Source organism: Pseudomonadota bacterium (assembly GCA_040752895.1).
Classification (GTDB): domain Bacteria; phylum Pseudomonadota; class Alphaproteobacteria.
Window position 1 is genome coordinate 478998 of the sequence record JBFMHN010000001.1, and the last position, 17263, is coordinate 496260.

Here is a 17263-nt window from a genome sequence, read left to right on the forward strand (position 1 = left end):
ATCGGGCCCCTTAGATAGAAAGAACGAAAAGAAATGTCGAGAGCCAGTTTAACAGGCCGTCAAGGAGGCCTCCGCCTTGGGCACGCCCTGGCGACGCAGTTTTGCAACCTTTTCGACGAAGGCCCCGATCGCATGCGCGATCTCGGCCTCTGTCGTGAATCGGCCGATGCCGATCCGGATCGAGGCCCGGGCCAGCGCCGCGTCCACCCCCAGCGCCTTGAGCACGTAGGAAGATTCGCGCTCGGCCGAGCTGCAGGCGGAGCCCGTGGAAAGCGCCAAGTCCCTCAATTCCATCATCAGGGTTTCGCTGTCCACGCCTTCGAAGCTCAGGTTCAGATTGCCCGGAATGCGCGCGGCGAGCGAGCCGTTGACGGTGACCCCGTCGAGCGCACCGCGAAGGCCTTCGAGCAGGCGGGTGCGAAGGTCGAGGAGCCTTGCCGCCTCCGCCTCGCGTTCGGCAACCGCAACCGCAACCGCCGCCCCAAGGCCCACGCAAAGGGGTGTCGACAAGGTGCCGCAACGCAAGCCCCCCTCCTGGCCGCCACCGCTGAAAAGGGGTTCAAGCTTGACCCTCGGCTGGCGCCGGACGTAAAGCGCGCCGACCCCTTTCGGCCCGTAAAGCTTGTGGCCGGAAACGCTTGCCAGGTCGGCGCCGGCCTCCCCCACGTCAAAGGGTATCTTGCCGATGGCCTGCGCCGCGTCGGTATGGAAAAGGACGTTCTTCTCCCGGCAGATGGCCGCGATCGCGGCGATCGGCTGGATGACGCCGATCTCGTTGTTCACCGTCATGATGGAAACAAGCGCGGTCTTTTCCGTAATGGCGTCGCGCAAGCGGTCGAGGGAAATTTGGCCTTCGCCGCCCACCGGCAAGAAGGAGACGTCCACCCCTTCGCGCATCAAATCGCGAGCGCTTTCGACGACGCATTTATGTTCCGTCACGCAGGTGACCAGGTGATTCTTCCGCTTTTTATAGAAACGCAAGACACCCTTGATCGCGAGGTTGTTCGATTCGGTGGCGCCCGATGTAAAAACGATTTCCTTCGGCGACGCGCCGATGGCCGCCGCCATCTGTTCGCGGGCAAGGCCCACCGCCGCCTCCGCCTCCCAGCCGAAGGCGTGGGTCTTGGAATGCGGATTCCCGAATTTCTCGGTGAAGAACGGAAGCATCCGTTCCAACACGCGCGGATCCACCGGCGTCGTCGACTGGTAATCAAGGTAGATGGGGAGCTTGAGTTTGCCCCGGTTTTTCGATTTTTCCACCATCATCGTTTTCAGGCGGCCACCACCCGACGGGCGCGGCTGCGCGTATAGATTGCCTTCCATTCGCTCACGAAACGCTCGACATGGAAAGCCTCCGTCGCCCAGCCCAGGCTTACGCGAATGGTGGCGCCAGCTTCCTTCGGACTTGCCCCCATCGCCAACAAGACGTGGGAGGGCTCGACCTTCCCCGACGAGCAGGCAGCCCCTGCGCTGACCGCGATCCCGGCGAGATCGAAGGCCATGACCTGGGTTTCCGAAGCGACGCCGGGCATGAGAACGGAGGACGTGTTCGCAAGTCTGGGCGCGTGCTTGCCGAAAATCTTCGCTTCCTTCGCCACGGCAAGAACGCCTTCCTCCAAGCGGTCGCGAAGGGAGGTCAGATTCCGATAGGCCGCTAGATCCTCGGCCGCCAGGCGGGCCGCGACGGCAAAGCCTGCGATGCCGGGCACGTTTTCGGTGCCGGGCCGGCGGCCGCGTTCCTGCCCGCCACCCGCGACGGGCGCCGTGTAGGGCGCGCCTTCGCCCAGCACAAGGGCGCCCACCCCCGTCGGTCCGCCGAACTTGTGGCCGGAAAGGGTCAGGTAATCGGCCTCAAGCTTGGCAAGCGCCACCGGCACCCGGCCAACCGTCTGAACCGCGTCGCAAAGCAGATAGGACCCGTGGGCATGAACGATCTTTGCCGCCTGCGTTATCGGTTCGATAACACCGGTTTCGTTGTTCGCCGCCATGACGGAGACGAGCACCGGCCGCGGGTCCTTCGCCAAGGCGGATTCGAGGGCGGCAAGATCGAGAACGCCGTTCGCATCTACCGGTAGAATTTCCGCTTCCGGCATTACCTTGCGGATCGAATCGTGCTCGACAGCTGAAATGAAGTGGCGCTTCGGGCCGGCGCCTTGCAGGGCGAGGTGGTTCGCCTCCGTCGCCCCGCTCGTGAAGAGGACCCTCTCCGGCTTCACCGAGACGAGATCGGCAACGCGCTGGCGCGCCGCCTCGACCTTTTCCCGTACGGCGCGCCCGAAACTATGAACGGAAGAAGGGTTGCCGATCCATTCCAGCGATTCCGCAACCGCCTCGCGGACGGCGGGCTTCATCGGCGCCGAGGCATTGTAGTCGAGATATGTGACGACGGCCGCCATCCGGTTCACGCCATGACAATGGAAACGAAACTTACTCCGCCACCTGCTTCAGCTTGACGACATCGGCAAGAAGCTTGAGCTTTGTTTCTTCGGCCATCGCTTCCCGATGAACTTTTCCGCTCATTCCAAGAATGCGCTTTTCGCAAACGTCGTCCAGCGAAACCGCGTTCAAGAAAAGATGAATGTGATTGCCGAGCTCATCCCATAGATCGTGGGTGATGCAGCGCCCCCTGTCCTGCCGGCAGCCGGCGGGCGAGCCCAGCTTGCAGCGCGTGGCGCGGATCGGCTCGTCCACCGCGAAGATGATGTCGGAAACGCGGATCTTGTCGCGTGGATGGGCGAGCAAATAGCCCCCGCCCGGGCCGCGTACGCTGCGGACGATTCCGGCGCGGCGAAGCTTGCCGAACAACTGTTCGAGATAGGAAAGCGAAATTTCCTGGCGCGAGGCAATCTCGGAAAGTGCTACGGGCATCTCCGTGCCGAAGCTCGCAAGATCGACCATCGCGGTCACGGCGTAGCGGCCTTTCGTGGTGAGCCTCATGACGTTTTCCCCACGATTTGCCGTTCGTCGTTCGCTTCTGCCGCTGCTGCCTCGGCGCTCAAGCGTGCCTCAAGCCTGGCGACGCGCTCGGCCAGCGCGTTCAATTGCCCGTGCAGGCCGTCAATCGCCCCGATCGCCGGATCCGGCAGGTTGGCGGAAGGTGTTCCGTAAGCGCAGAACGCGTTCGGTTGGCTTGTTTCCCGCGCAGCGACGATGCGCGCCGGCACGCCGACCATCGTCACCCCAGCCGGCACGTCTTTGAGCACGACGGCGTTCGATCCGACGCGGGCCCCCTCGCCGATCGTGACGGGTCCTAGAATTTGCGCTCCGGATCCAACGATGACGCGATCCTGGAGAGTGGGGTGACGCTTGCCCTTTCCGGTCAGCGTGCCGCCCAGGGTCACGCTATGGTATAGGGTTACGTCGTTGCCGATTTTGGAGGTTTCCCCGATCACCACCCCCATTCCGTGATCCACGAAGAAACGCCTGCCGATTTTGGCCCCAGGGTGAATTTCAATACCGGTCAGGAACCGCCCAAACTGGGAGAGCAGCCGGCCGAGAAGGTAGAATTTATACCTCCACAACCAATGGGAGAGCCGGTGCAGCCGGACGGCGTGGAAACCGGGATAGGCAAGAATAACCTCAAGGCGGGAGCGGGCCGCAGGGTCGCGGGCTAGGATGGCATCGATTTCTTCAAGCAGATTCTTGAACATGGCCAAGTCCGACGTGATAGAATGTGTTGCTATTCGCGACCAATTACAATCACTTGCCGACTGTATCCGGTAAGAAGAAAAAGGTGGCCGCCGGTCGTTTAAAATATAGTTTTCATGAGTAATTTAATCAACTATTTCCTCGGTAAATACCATGGAAGGGTTGAAGTTTGGCGTAAATTGCAGCTAGCAGCGATCGGGCTTTCCAGCCGGATCGCCGAACGGGGAAGGAAGAAGGAAACGGATGCCGGAGGTCATTTTCAACGGCCCGGAAGGCCGGCTGGAGGGGCTTTACCACCACCCCAAGCAGGAGGAGACCGCGCCGATCGCGCTTTTGCTTCATCCCTATCCCCAGCAAGGCGGTACGATGAACAATCGTGTCATCTACCGGATGTATCAGGCCTTTACGCGGCAGGGCTTTTCGACGCTTCGATTCAATTTTCGCGGAGTCGGCCGCTCGCAGGGAGACTTCGACAACGGCACCGGCGAATTGAGCGACGCGGCGGCGGCCCTCGACTGGATGCAGAGTCAAAACCCGGGCGCCTCTCAGTGCTGGGTGGCGGGCTTTTCTTTCGGCGCCTGGATCGGCATGCAGCTTCTGATGCGCCGGCCTGAGATTTCCAGCTTCATCTCCGTAGCGCTCCCCGTCAATCTGTTCGATTTCAACTTTCTGGCCCCCTGCCCCGCGTCCGGCCTCATCGTCCACGGTCGGCAGGACGAAGTCGTCCCGGAGGAAGCCGTCGCCAAGCTTGCGAACAAGCTTGCGCACCAGAAGGGGATCAAGATCGACTACCGGGTCATTCCGGGCGCCGATCATCTGTTCAGCTCGAAGCTCGACCCATTGATCAAGAACGTCGAAAGCTATCTGAAAAGCGCGATGGAAGCCTAACGCTTCGGCGCGGCGTGAAAGACGCCGCCCGTTGCCGGGCGCGCGACGCCGGTCGTCGAAGGCAGCGTCAAGGGAAGCCCCCGAAGCGAACGAACGGCGAGGAAGGCGAAGGCTTCGGCTTCGAGCGAATCCCCGTTCCAGCCGACGATCTCAACCGGCGCCACTTCCGCGTTGATGCAATCGCGAAGCATGCCCATCAGCGCCGGGTTGCGCCGTCCGCCGCCGGTCACCAGCCAGCGCTCGACCGGCGAGGGGAAATACCGTTCGGCGGCCAGCGCCACGGTCCTCGCCGTCAGGGCGGTAAGCGTTGCGCTGCCATCCTCCGGCGAAAGCCCATCCAAGGATTTGATTGTGAAGGCGTTCCGGTCCAGCGATTTCGGCGGCGACCGCCAGAAATAGGGGTCTTCCAGGAAACTCTGCAGAAAAGCCTCGTTCGCCTTCCCCCGGTGGGCAAGCTTTCCGTTGCGATCGAAGGGCTGACCCGTCCGCGCCACCGCCCAGTCATCGATGAGAGCGTTGCCGGGGCCAGTGTCGAAGGCAAGCAGCGCGCCGCCGGCGCCTATCCAAGTGACATTCGCAACACCGCCAAGGTTAAGCACGGCCAGTGGGCGTTCGAGGTCTTGCGCGCGCGCCTGGTGGTAAAGGGGTGTCAAGGGCGCCCCTTCGCCGCCGGCGGCAATATCGGCCGATCGAAAATCGCAAACGACGTCGATGCCGGTGAGCCTGGCCAGCAATTCCCCATCGCCAATCTGGACGGTGCGGTGCTTCTTCGGCGCGTGCAGAATCGTATGGCCGTGGAATCCAAGAACGGCGACGTCGGCAGCCTCAAGGGGGGATACCTCAATGAGTTCCAGCGCGGCCTTGGCGTGCATTTGCGTGAGTTCTTCGGCGACCTGCCGGATTTTTCCCTTTCCCCCTCTGCTCCCAAGCACACCCCGCAACCGTTCGCGGAAGGCCGCCCCGTAGGGCTGCGTGGCGGCAAGCCCGTGACCGGCGACCCGTTCGCCGTCCGTATAGAGAAGGGCCGCGTCGATCCCATCCATCGACGTGCCGCTCATAAGCCCAAGCGCCCAGATCGGTTCGAAGTCTTCCATCGGCAAGCGTCCCCAGCCGCTCCATTGTCCCGTCCGGGCTGATTGTGTTAAATCAGCGCACTTCCGGCAAGGACGAAGCCCATGGCGAAAAGCCAATCCCGATCCGAATTCCTGACCAACGCGATCGAACGCGGGTTCATGCACCAATGCACGGACCTGGAAGGCCTGGATGCCCTGCTCCGGGCGAAGGCGCCGGTGAAGGCCTATATTGGCTTCGATTGTACGGCCGACAGCCTGCACGCCGGAAGCCTGGTGCCGATCATGCTGCTCCGCTGGTTTCAAAAGGCCGGCCACAAACCGATCGTGCTGATGGGCGGCGGCACCTCGAAGGTCGGCGACCCGTCCGGCAAGGACGAGGCCCGTCAGCTCTTGAGCGACAAGGAAATCGCCAGCAACCTGAAGGGCATTCGTACCGTTTTCGAGCGTTTTCTTGCTTTCGGCAAGGGGGCTGCGGACGCCGTCTTCGTCAACAACGCCGACTGGCTGGAGGAACTGCGCTATATCCCTTTTCTCCGGGAATACGGGCGCCATTTTTCCGTCAACCGGATGCTGGGCTTCGAATCGGTCAAGCTTCGCCTCGAACGGGAACAGCCTCTAAGCTTCCTTGAATTCAACTATATGGTCCTGCAGGCCTACGACTTCCTCGAGCTTGCCAAGCGGCACGACTGCCGGTTGCAGATGGGGGGATCCGATCAATGGGGCAACATCGTGAGCGGAGTGGAACTGGGTCGCCGGATCGAAGGGCAGGAGCTTTTCGGTTTCACCACGCCGCTCCTCACGACAAGCGCCGGCGCGAAGATGGGGAAAACCGCCCAAGGCAGCGTCTGGCTGGATGCCAAAAAACTTTCGCCCTACGATTACTGGCAATACTGGCGCAACACAGAGGACGCGGACGTCGGCCGGTTCCTACGCCTGTTCACCGAACTGCCCCTCGGCGAGGTCCGCCGCCTCGAAACCCTCCAGGGAAGCGAGCTCAACGAAGCAAAAAAAATCCTCGCCTCCGCCGTCACCGCCCTTTGCCACGGCGAGAAAGCGGCGGCGAAGGCGGCGGAAACGGCGCGCGAAACCTTCGAGACGGGGGGGCCGGCCGAGGGCCTTCCGGCGATCGAGGTGCCGAGGGCCGAGCTTGCAGCCGGCATCCCCGCCTTCGAGCTTTTCCAGCGCACCGGCCTTGCCGCCAGCAATGGCGAGGCGCGCCGCCTGATCCGCGGCGGCGGCGCTCGCGTGAACGATACCGCGCCGGAAAAAGAAACCGCCCCGATCACGCTCGACGACCTGGATAAAGACGGCGTCATCAAACTCAGCGCCGGAAGGAAACGCCACGCCCTCGTCCGCGTCGGTCGACCTTAAGGCTGCGGCTCAGGTTTCAATGGCGATCGGGGTTGCGGCGGCGGAGTGGTTCCGGTGTCTTCCTCGAAGACGTCGAAGAACTTGCGCAAGAAACCGGGCGTCAGCGCCGACAACGGGTTGATGGACACGTTCGGATCCTCCTCCGGCCCCTCGATTTTGTAGCTGACGGCGAAAACGCCCTGCCCTTCGCCGCCGACCAGGATTTCCCCGATCAAAGGGATTCGTCCGAATACGCTGTTGATCGTATAGGCCGGAATCAGCGTGCCGCGCACGTTCACGCTGTCCTCGACGTTGTTGATTTGGCCCTCGAAGGTGATGCCGAGCGAGGAACCGAAAGCACGCCCCTGCTCGATTGTGGTAAAGGCATCCGTGACCGTGAAGGGGACATCGAGCCGTGTAAACTCGACGCCCTTTCCCCGCAATATATCTAGAATGCCGGTAAGCGAGGCGACGGAAAGTAATTTTGCCAGCAGCGGTGTATTAAGGGCCTGAAAGTTCTTCATCTTGATTCGCCCGCGCAAGGGCACTTCCGGCTCTTCGTCGTCGTGGAAGGTGCCGGAGATCACGAGCTCGCCCCCCTTCAGGTTACGCCGAATGCCGAACGCTTCGAGAACGGCGCCGCCGGCGTCCTTCGAAATTACCTCCAGTTTTCGCACCTTCCCTTCCGAACGGACGGCCAGCTTCATCGTGCCGCGTTTCTCGAACTCGCCATCCAGAAGGATGGAATTCCAGCGCTTCCCATCGTATTGCATGGAACCGATAAGCCGGTCGATCTGCTGGGCGGGACCGAGGCGGACGCGGTCGATGGCAACCGAAAGGCTGAGCGGAGGCAAGGCAACCCCTGACTTTTCGCGTTCAAGCAACTTCTCGGCATCGAATCCGCGACCGACCAGGTTGACGTTGAATCGCCCGCCCGGGTCGCGCACGGCTTTTCCCTGAATATCGGTGACGCCGAATTTCAAGCGATCGATGCTTGCCCGTTCGATCGTTTTACCGTCGCCGGCAAAAGCAAAGGTACCTTTCGCATCCAGGCCATCGGCGGTGATATCAAGTTCGCGGATACGCCGGATTTTTCCCTTCACGAAATCAATCTGGATGTTTCCCTTTCCGGGCCGTCCAGCGGGCTTCGTCCATGTAAACCCGGGTATGGCAAGGGCTGAATCTTCGAGATCGAGAGCGATTGCCAACGCGCCCTTGCCGCCTTTCGACGTATAGGTAAGGTTCGTTTCCGTAGGACCGGAAAGAAAAGGAGCGCCGGAGAATCCGAACGCCTCGCGCTGCGTTTCCTCAAGCCTGCCCTGTAGCGTGTAGCGACTGTCGAAGGCCGCCTTGCTGGAAAAATTTTCCTCCCAACTGACCTTGGCCGGGCCGCCGGCCACCTTCGCCTCACCGGCTACGGCAAGCGTCTCGCCTTCAAGCTTAAGCCGGAGATTGCCTTCCTTGAGATCCACCCCGGGAATAGCGTCCTTGAAGGAAAGCCTCCGAAGCTCGGCTTCGGCGGCAACCTCGACATCCTCCAGGCGCAGGTCGTTCAGCAAGGGAAACGCGATGTGCAACAGGATCGCCGCCTCGCCATCGAAGCGATCCACGGAAAGACCCATTTTTTGAAGGTAGCGAAGTTTTGGACGATCGAGCGTCTCCAGAGCGCCGCGAACCGGTCCCTCGGCGGCAAGGTCAATCTTGGCGTGTTCGTCGCCGTTTTCCAGCCCATAGAGGTGGAGGGTTCCCGACGTGACTTTCAGCCCTTCGTGAGCGCCTTCCGTCACTGCAAAATCCATATTCCCGAGATCGAAGGTCGCCGTCCCGCCAACCCCCGTAACGGACGGGAAACCCTCGGCGTATACAACGTCAATGCCGTAATATTCCAACGTGCCGCTGACGGCGCCAACCTGCAAGGCGGGGTCGCTTTTCGAGTCGATGACCGCCTGAAAATCGGCGCGCGCCTTTTCAACGGCGCCCCCGGAAAGGTGTCCCTCGATCCACATCCGCGCGTTTTCGGCCATTCCTTGCGGCCACAAACGCGGCAAGTGGTTCACCGGCACGTGACGGGCTTCGACGCTGCCCTCCAGCCGCCCGCCGTCTCCGGAACTCTGCAGGGACGCTGCAAGCGTCGGTCCGCCGAGATCGACAAAAAGCTCCTCGACACCAAACCGCTCGAAATCGCCACCCATCTTTCCCTTCAAACGCGCGGCGGCGATTTCAAGGCCTTCGTCATAAAAACCTGGAACGACGATTTCTCCCTTGCCGGTTGAAAGATCGAAACGGATTTCCTCGAGCCGCCCATCCGAAAAAAGGGAAAGATCTAGGTTGCCGCTGACCGGAAGCCGAAGGCCAGACACTTGGTCGAGAAGCGGCACCGCCATTGCGAACATGGCCGGCACGACATCGCGAATCTGTACGCTTACGCGAAAATTCTCGGCCGCATAGCCGTAGTTCACCTCGCCGGTGAAACGGGTGCGTATCGCATTCATCTCAAGCTCAATCGCGTAACTGCCGGAAACTCCCTCCTCCTCGCGGCGAAGGTGCAAATCCACCCTTGGAAGCCACCAGGAAATTTCCAGCTTCTGATCCTCAATCCTGACATCCGCCCCGATAAGCCGAAGTTCCTTGAGATAGGCAAGGAAGTCCGACGTACCCGACGGCTTGAAAAAACTTGCCACCAGGGCACCGATGGCAGCCCCTTCGGGTGCAGCCTTGTCTTCCAGCTGGCGCACCAGCTTGAAAAGTGGGCTTTGCACCGCAATCCGCTTGGGCGCCAGAACGCCACGCGCCAGCGCCCGGAAGCTGAGCCCCATGGTGGCTTTTGGAATTTCCCCAACGACAGCGTTTTCCGCGTCCGTGACCTTCGCCCCGACAACGGCAAACCCGAGGCCGCCGACGATGCCTTCCCAGGTCAGCAGCAGGCGATCCATGCGCACCCGGTAAGAGCCGTCCTTCGCGCTCAAGGAAGCTTCCACGTTGTCTTTCAGAAAATCCAGCGGGATCGGGGCGATCGAAAGGCGGAGGGCAAACACCAGCCCGGCGACGATCAGGCCGAAGGCCATGAAGCCGATGATCTTGCAGAAAGCTCTCGAAATTCGGAGAATCACTCGGGCCTCATGTTAGAAATCCCCAGCGAAGCGGAAAACGGCTAGAAAATATGCAGCAATCCCCCCTTTTGTCCAATCCTGACGCCTGGCCGCGACCGGGCAGCGCCGAACGCGCCACGCTTGGGCGCACGCATTGGCTCGAACAGGCGGCTCGCGCATCCGATGCAGGGGTGAAAGCTTTTGCAAGGGCCTTCGCCGAAACCGCGGACGGCCGCAAGGTCTTGGACGCCATTTTTGGCAACAGCCCCTATCTCGGCGATTGCCTGCTGAAGGAGGTGGCCTTCTTTCAGGCGCTCCTTGCGGAAGATCCGAAGATCGTGGCCGAACGGCTTCTCCGCCAACTGCGGGAGGAAGCTTCTAACTCGCGCGATACCAACGGGTTGAAGCACCTGCTTCGCGTGGCGAAGCGAAGAAACGCACTGCTTGTCGCTTTTGCCGACATCGCAGGCCTTTGGACGGCCGAGGAAGTCATGGATCGTTTAAGCGCGTTCGCGGATACCGCCCTTGAACTTGCCGTGGATCACCTCCTGCGCGGCGCGATCGAAGAAGGCCAGATCGAAGGCGTCGCGCCCGAGCAACCGGCCAAGCGATCCGGCTTTGTCCTGCTTGCCTTGGGTAAACTTGGCGCGTACGAGCTTAACTATTCCAGCGACGTGGATCTCGTCGTTCTCTACGACCCGGAGCGCCTCACCTACCGGGGCGAGCAGGACATTCAGCGTTTCTTCGAACGGCTGACGCGTTCGCTGGTTACGCTCATCGAGGAACGAACGCCGGACGGCTATGTGTTCCGCACGGATCTCCGGCTGCGGCCGGATCCTGGCGCCACCCCGATCGCCATGTCCGTCGCGGCGGCCGAAGCCTACTATGAAAGCACCGGTCAAAATTGGGAGCGCGCCGCCTTCATCAAGGCCCGCCCGGTGGCCGGAGATCTGGAGGCGGGCGAAGCGTTTCTGAAACACCTGCAGCCGTTCCTGTGGCGCAAATTCCTCGATTTCGCTTCGATCCAGGACATCCATTCCATCAAGCGACAAATCGAAACTCATCGCGGCGGCCACACCATCGGCTTTGCTGGCCATAACGTAAAGCTTGGCCGCGGCGGCATCCGCGAGATCGAACTCTTCACCCAAACCCAGCAACTCATCTGGGGCGGACGGGTGCCGGAGTTGCGGGTTGAGAAAACCTGCGAGGCGCTCTCTGCCCTTGCCAAAGCGGGACGCATCGCGACCCGGGTGGCAACGGACCTGATCGAAAGCTACCGCTACCTTCGCCGGGTCGAACACCGCCTGCAAATGATCGAGGACAAGCAAACCCACAAGCTTCCCGAGGAGCCAGAACGCCTCGTGGAAGTCGCCGTCTTCCTTGGCTACGCAAACGCCGACGCCTTCAAGACAGAGTTGCACACACATCTGAACCGCGTCGTGCGCCATTCCTCCGCTCTCTTCCAGGAATCGCCGGCGCTTGGCGCCGAAGAAGGCAAGCTTGTCTTCACCGGCGGCGAAAACGATCCGGACACGGTTGAAACGCTGGAAAAAATTGGGTTTCAAGATGCCTCAAACGTCGCTTCCGTAGTGCGCGGCTGGCATCACGGCCGTTACCGCGCAACCCGCGCCGAACGCGCGCGCCAGATTCTGACCGAGCTGATGCCGGCCTTGTTGAAGGCGCTTGCGGGCACGGTCAACCCGACCGCCGCCTTCATGAAATTTGACGAGTTTCTTTCCCAATTGCCGGCCGGTGTTCAGCTTTTCTCGCTTTTTCAGGCGAACCCGGCGCTCCTTGATCTCGTCGCCGAAATTATGGGAAGCGCGCCAAGCCTGGCCGAAAATTTAAGCCGGCATTCGATCCTGCTGGATTCGGTGTTGGGAGCGGACTTCTTTGCCCCGCCGCTGAACAAGAAGGCAATGGCCGAAGAGCTTCGCCTCACGCTCAACCAGGCGCGCGATTTCCAGGATGTTCTCGACCTTTCGCGGCGGTGGACGAACGATTGGAAATTTCGTATCGGCGTCCAGGTCCTTCGCAATCTGTTGCCTTCGGACAAGGCGGGCGGACCGCTTTCGGATGTTGCCGAGACGGTCGTGGCCGCCTTGTTCGCATACGTCGAGAAAGACTTCATGGCACGCCATGGCCACTTTGCGGGCGGCGGCATGGCGGTTATTGCGATGGGGAAGCTGGGCGGACGCGAGCTTACGTTCCAATCCGACCTCGATCTTGTCTATGTCTACGACGTCCCGGAAGGAACGGAGCGGTCGGACGGCCCGCGCCCGCTTTCAGCCAGCCACTATTTCGCACGTCTTGGCCAGGCATTGAACAGCGCGTTGACCTCCATGACGGGCGAAGGAAACCTCTACGAAGTGGACATGCGGCTGCGCCCCACCGGTAACGCCGGCCCCTTCGCGACGAGCCTGGCCTCTTATCGGGTGTATTTCCAAGGCGCCGCCTGGACGTGGGAATACCAGGCGTTAACCCGGGCGCGCACGATCGCCGGACCAACCGCCCTTCGCAAAACGACAGAGAACGCCATCACGGAAGCCCTTCACCGGCCGATGGAGGCGGCAACCCTTCTGCGCGACATAGCCGAGATGCGCATCCGCATCGCGACGGCGCGGCCCGGTACCCATTTCTGGGATATCAAGAACCGCCCGGGCGGGCTGATCGACGTCGAGTTTCTCTGTCAATATCTGGTGCTTACTCATCTGGCGAAGCACCCCGAGATTCGCGACACGAACACCCTGCAGAGCCTTGAGCGGCTGCGGAAGGCCAAGCTGGTCGAGGCGGAAGCCGCCGAGACACTGACTGCGGCGGCGCGGTTCTGGCAGCGGTTGCTTGGCCTCCTGAGGCTTTCCTTCAACCAAGCGTTCGAGGAACACGACATGCCGGAAGGCCTGCGGCATGCCCTTCTCCGCGCCACCGAGTGCAAGAATTTCGCGGAGCTCAAGACGCAAATCGAAACGACGGCGGAAAACGTTCACCGGCTTTTCACGGAATGGGTTGCCGCGCCGGCAAGCCAGCTTCCACCAAAAGAGGAAAAAGGATCAACCCATGCCACTTAAAATCGGCGACAAAGCGCCCGACTTCACGTTACCCACGGACGGCGGCGGCACGCTTTCCCTCAAGAGCCTGCGGGGCAAGAAAGTCGTTCTCTATTTCTACCCGAAGGACATGACACCCGGCTGCACGAAAGAGGCCTGCGATTTTCGCGACGCTTACGCGGGCCTCCGGCGGAAAAAGGTTGAGGTCATCGGCGTCTCGAAGGACGGTCCCGCCCGCCACGACGCGTTCAAGGAAAAATACGCGCTGCCCTTCTTGCTTGCCTCCGACGAAAAAGGCGAAACGATCGCGGCCTATGGCGTTTGGAAAAAGAAAAGCCTCTATGGCCGGAGCTTCATGGGGATCGAGCGTTCGACCTTCCTGATCGACGCGAAGGGCGCCTTGCGCGGCATCTGGCGCAAGGTGAAGGTCGCCGGCCACGTCACAGAGATCCAAGCCGCGATCGACGCCCTTTAGCGTGGTTTTTCCGCTTCAACCCCGGCCGGCGGGCGGCCGCTTCCGACACGCTGGGCGAGGGACGCGGAAAGGAAAGGGTCGAGATTGCCCTCGAGGACGGCCGGTGCGTTGCCGGTTTCGACCCCGGTGCGCAGGTCCTTCACCATCTGATAGGGGTGCAGCACATAGGAACGGATCTGATGCCCCCAGCCGATTTCCGTCTTCTCCGATGCTTTTGCCGCCGCCTGTTCCTCGCGCTTTTTGAGTTCGAGCTCGTAAAGACGCGCGCGCAGCATGTTCATCGCTTCCGCCCGGTTGCGATGCTGGGAACGGCTCGACTGGCACTGGACGACGATGCCGCTCGGCAGATGCGTAAGACGAACGGCGCTGTCCGTCTTGTTGACGTGCTGGCCGCCGGCGCCCGATGAACGGTACGTATCGACCCGAAGATCCTTGTCCAGGACTTCAACCGCGATTGATTCGTCAATCACCGGATAAACCCAGACCGAGGCGAAGCTCGTATGCCGCCTGGCACTGGCATCGAAGGGAGAGATCCGCACCAGACGATGAACGCCGCTTTCCGCTTTTAACCAACCGAAAGCGTTCAGGCCAAGGATGCGGACGGTGGCCGATTTGAGCCCCGCCTCCTCGCCTGGGCTTTCCTCCAGCCATTCCACCTTGTAGCCGTGCCGTTCCGCCCAGCGGACATACATCCGAAGCAGCATTTCGGCCCAATCCTGGGATTCAGTTCCGCCGGCGCCGGCATGCACTTCAAGAAAGCAGTCGTTGGCGTCCGCCTCGCCCGAAAGCAGGCTCTCAAGTTCAAGCTTGGCGGCGCGAACCGATAAGGCGGCCAGGGCTTTCTCGGCGTCCTTGACGACGGCCTCGTCCCCTTCCGCCTCGCCCAACGCGATCAGTTCGACGTGATCGGCAAGCTCGCGCTCGATACCGCGGCAATCCTCGATCGCCTCGCCAAGCCGCGTCCGGCCCTTGAGAGTTTTCTGGGCGCGCTCGGGGTTGTCCCAAAGGGTTGGGCTTTCCGCCTCCCGAGTCAGCGCCTCGTAGCGCTTGAGGGCATTCTCCCAGTCAAAGATGCCTCCTCAGCAGCCCGAGCGACTGCTGAATGGCTTCGACATAGGCTTCGATCTCGGACCGCATGCGCCGGTTGCTCCGTTTCGATGGTAAGAGGGTTTAATATAGGCCGCCGGTGCCGTCCGTGGGAACGGTCGGCGAGGTGACGCCGGTGCTGCCGTTCAACACCGGCCCGCCCGCCTTCGGTTCGGTGCCGGGCTTGAAGGCCTCGAGGATGATGCCCCGATCGCCTGGCCGGGCCGGCAGGCCGGTTTGCGCATCCACCCGAATGAGCTGGATGCCGGGCGGAATACGGAAAGGTACGGCCGGCTTGCCGCGAAGCGTCGCTTCCATGAAGCCCCGGAAAATGGGAGCGGCGACGCGCGAGCCTGTCTCCTGGGGGCCTAAGGACCTCGGAGTATCGAACCCGGCGAAGACGCCGACGACAAGATCGGGCGAGAAACCGATAAACCAGGCGTCCATGCTGTCATTCGTCGTGCCGGTCTTGCCGGCGAGGGGTTTGCCCACCGCGCGGATGGTCTGTCCGGTGCCGCGCTGGACAACGCCTTCGAGCATCGAGACAATCTGGTAGGCGGATCCGGAGTCCGCCACGCGTTCGCTCGTGTCCGGCAATTCCGGCACCTCGCCGAACGATGGAACGCCGTTCGTTGTTGGTTCCGCCCCCCCTCGCGCGCTCTCGTCCAGCCATTGCGTCACAGCGCACCCCCGGCATTCCCGAGCGTCCTGCCGAAAAATCGTCGCGCCGTGACGGTCCTGGATGCGGTCGATGAAAGCCGGCCGGATGCGCTTGCCGCCATTGACCAGCATGGCGTAGGCGTTCGTTAACTTAAGCAAGGTCGTTTCGCCCGCGCCGAGCGCCATCGAAAGCGTGGGCGGCATGGCGTTCGTAATGCCGAAGCGTTTCGCCATGTCCACGACGGCCTCCATGCCAATCGTCTGGGCGAGACGTACCGTCATCAGGTTGCGCGATTTTTCAAGGCCCAGGCGCATCGTACTGGGGCCGTAGAATTTCTCGCCGTAGTTCTCCGGCTTCCACTTGCCCAAGCCCGGCCCCTGGTCGATCACGAAAGGCGCGTCGAGAATAAGGCTCGATGGCGTAAAGCCGGCGTCCAGCGCCGCCAGGTAAACGAAAGGCTTGAAGGCGGAGCCCGGCTGCCTGAGCGCCTGGGTTGCCCGGTTGAATTCCGATCTCTCGAAGCTGAAGCCGCCGGTCATGGCAAGGACTCGGCCCGTGTGGGGGTCCATCGCGACGAGGGCGCCCTCGACTTCCGGAATCTGACGAAGCGCGTAGGTGCCGGGCGGCGGGGTTACGCCTTCCTCCGGCGTGCGGTCGGCCTCGACCGCAACGACATCGCCCACGGCGAGCACGTCCGAGGGTTTTTCCACCTTGGGGCCGAGATATTCGCCTTTCAACCACGCCCGCGCCCACCGCATCTTCGCGAATGGAATCTTGCCCAGGCCGCCATCGGCAAAACCGATCCATGCCGCGTCCGCATCCAGGTTCAACACCGCGGCGAGCCGCCACTCGCCAAGCCCCTTCGGCGCGGGCACGGCGGCCAGCAGTTGCGGCCAGGTCGACTCCCGTTCGATTTTGGCGATGGGGCCGCGCCAGCCATGACGGCGATCATAGGCGAGGAGGCCGGCCCGCAACGTGTCCTCCGCTATCCACTGAAGCTTGGGGTCGAGCGTCGTGCGAACGGAAAGCCCCCCGTGATACAGCCCTGCCTCGCCGTAACTCTCAAACAGCGCGCGGCGCACTTCCTCGACGAAGAAATCCGCCGTCGCGAAGTCGGCCGCCCGGCGCTTGCTGGCAACGACAAGAGGCGACGCCTTCGCCGATTTCGCTTCGGAATGGCTGACGAATCCTTCCTCCTCCATCCGCGCGACGACCCAGTTGCGCCGCGCCGTTGCCGCTTCGGTTCGGTGAATGGGATGGTAGTTGTTCGGGGCTTTCGGCAACGCCGCAAGATAGGCGGCTTCTGCGATTGAAAGTTCATCGAGGGATTTGTCGTAGTAGTTGAGGGCCGCCGCCGCCACCCCGTAGGAACCGAAGCCGAGGTAAATTTCGTTCAGGTAAAGCTCGAGGATACGGTCCTTTGAAAAGGCTCGCTCGATGCGAAAGGCGAGAATCGCCTCCTTGATCTTGCGATCAAGGCTTAATTCGTTCGTCAGCAAGAAATTCTTGGCAACCTGCTGGGTGATCGTCGAGGCGCCCTGCGGCCGACGGTCCTGGCCCAGATGGGACAGGTTGTCGATCAGCGCCCGGGCAACGCTCAAAAAATCGACGCCGGGGTGCTGATAGAAATTCTTGTCCTCGGCGGCGAGAAACGCCTTGACGATCCGCTTTGGGATAGCCTTCACGGGCACGAAAACCCGCTTTTCGACGGCGTATTCGGCAAGCAAGCGCCCATCCCCCGCGTGAAAACGCGTAACGGTCGGCGGCTCGTAATCAGCCAACTGCTGATAGTCCGGAAGTCCTCTTCCAAAATAAAAGAAAACACCAAGGACAACCGCAAAACCGAGCATCCCCACAAAGGCGAGGATGACGATCAAATTAAAAAATGTGCGCACCATTCGCCTGCTATTCCACGCCATCGGCTGGAACCCGATGGGAAGAGTGAC

12 protein-coding genes are annotated in these 17263 nt (G+C 61.7%); 4 read left to right on the top strand and 8 right to left on the bottom strand.

The features are described 5' to 3' along the window. Positions 1-48 precede the first annotated feature (48 nt). Genes AB1781_02525 through cysE form a run of 4 tightly spaced genes read right to left on the bottom strand, consistent with a single transcriptional unit; the run spans position 49 to position 3683 of the window. Complete coding sequence (locus AB1781_02525; protein MEW5703447.1) at positions 49-1323, bottom strand: IscS subfamily cysteine desulfurase; 1275 nt, start codon at positions 1321-1323, stop codon at positions 49-51. Continuing rightward, a complete protein-coding gene (locus AB1781_02530; protein MEW5703448.1) occupies positions 1272-2396 on the bottom strand; it encodes a cysteine desulfurase family protein in 1125 nt (374 codons plus the stop codon). The genes AB1781_02525 and AB1781_02530 overlap by 52 nt, the downstream gene beginning before the upstream one ends. 31 nt (positions 2397-2427) lie before the next feature. Beyond that, a complete protein-coding gene (locus AB1781_02535; GenBank protein ID MEW5703449.1) occupies positions 2428-2937 on the bottom strand; it encodes an Rrf2 family transcriptional regulator in 510 nt (169 codons plus the stop codon). Continuing rightward, a complete protein-coding gene (cysE, locus tag AB1781_02540) occupies positions 2934-3683 on the bottom strand; it encodes a serine O-acetyltransferase (GenBank protein MEW5703450.1) in 750 nt (249 codons plus the stop codon). The genes AB1781_02535 and cysE overlap by 4 nt, the downstream gene beginning before the upstream one ends. 208 nt (positions 3684-3891) lie before the next feature. On the opposite strand from cysE, the gene AB1781_02545 reads away from it, so the two are divergent. Further along, complete coding sequence (locus tag AB1781_02545) at positions 3892-4536, top strand: alpha/beta hydrolase (GenBank protein ID MEW5703451.1); 645 nt, start codon at positions 3892-3894, stop codon at positions 4534-4536. Here the strand turns inward: AB1781_02545 and AB1781_02550 are convergent. Beyond that, positions 4533-5630, bottom strand: a complete 1098-nt coding sequence (locus AB1781_02550; protein MEW5703452.1) for an anhydro-N-acetylmuramic acid kinase — start codon at positions 5628-5630, stop codon at positions 4533-4535. The two genes, AB1781_02545 and AB1781_02550, sit on opposite strands and share 4 nt — an antisense overlap. 81 nt (positions 5631-5711) lie before the next feature. Between AB1781_02550 and tyrS the strand changes: the two genes are divergently transcribed. Next, positions 5712-6980, top strand: coding sequence for a tyrosine--tRNA ligase (gene tyrS, locus AB1781_02555; protein ID MEW5703453.1), 1269 nt, complete (start codon positions 5712-5714; stop codon positions 6978-6980). Here tyrS and AB1781_02560 read toward each other — a convergent pair. Beyond that, positions 6977-10069: an AsmA-like C-terminal domain-containing protein gene (locus AB1781_02560; protein MEW5703454.1), complete on the bottom strand. Its 3093-nt coding sequence runs from the start codon at positions 10067-10069 to the stop codon at positions 6977-6979. The two genes, tyrS and AB1781_02560, sit on opposite strands and share 4 nt — an antisense overlap. Positions 10070-10119: 50 nt before the next feature. Here AB1781_02560 and AB1781_02565 point away from each other — a divergent pair, with 50 nt between their 5' ends. Both AB1781_02565 and bcp read left to right on the top strand, forming a co-directional pair. Beyond that, positions 10120-13116: a bifunctional [glutamine synthetase] adenylyltransferase/[glutamine synthetase]-adenylyl-L-tyrosine phosphorylase gene (locus AB1781_02565; protein MEW5703455.1), complete on the top strand. Its 2997-nt coding sequence runs from the start codon at positions 10120-10122 to the stop codon at positions 13114-13116. Then, on the top strand, positions 13106-13570 hold the full coding sequence (gene bcp / locus AB1781_02570) for a thioredoxin-dependent thiol peroxidase (protein ID MEW5703456.1): 465 nt from the start codon (positions 13106-13108) through the stop codon (positions 13568-13570). The genes AB1781_02565 and bcp overlap by 11 nt, the downstream gene beginning before the upstream one ends. Here the strand turns inward: bcp and prfB are convergent. After that, positions 13567-14707 (bottom strand): peptide chain release factor 2 gene (gene prfB / locus AB1781_02575; GenBank protein ID MEW5703457.1). Its coding sequence is split into 2 segments (ribosomal slippage): positions 13567-14637 and positions 14639-14707, totalling 1140 coding nucleotides; the frame shifts between segments, so codons are not numbered across the junction. The two genes, bcp and prfB, sit on opposite strands and share 4 nt — an antisense overlap. Positions 14708-14740: 33 nt before the next feature. Beyond that, on the bottom strand, positions 14741-17215 hold the full coding sequence (locus tag AB1781_02580; protein MEW5703458.1) for a penicillin-binding protein 1A: 2475 nt from the start codon (positions 17213-17215) through the stop codon (positions 14741-14743). Positions 17216-17263 lie beyond the last annotated feature (48 nt).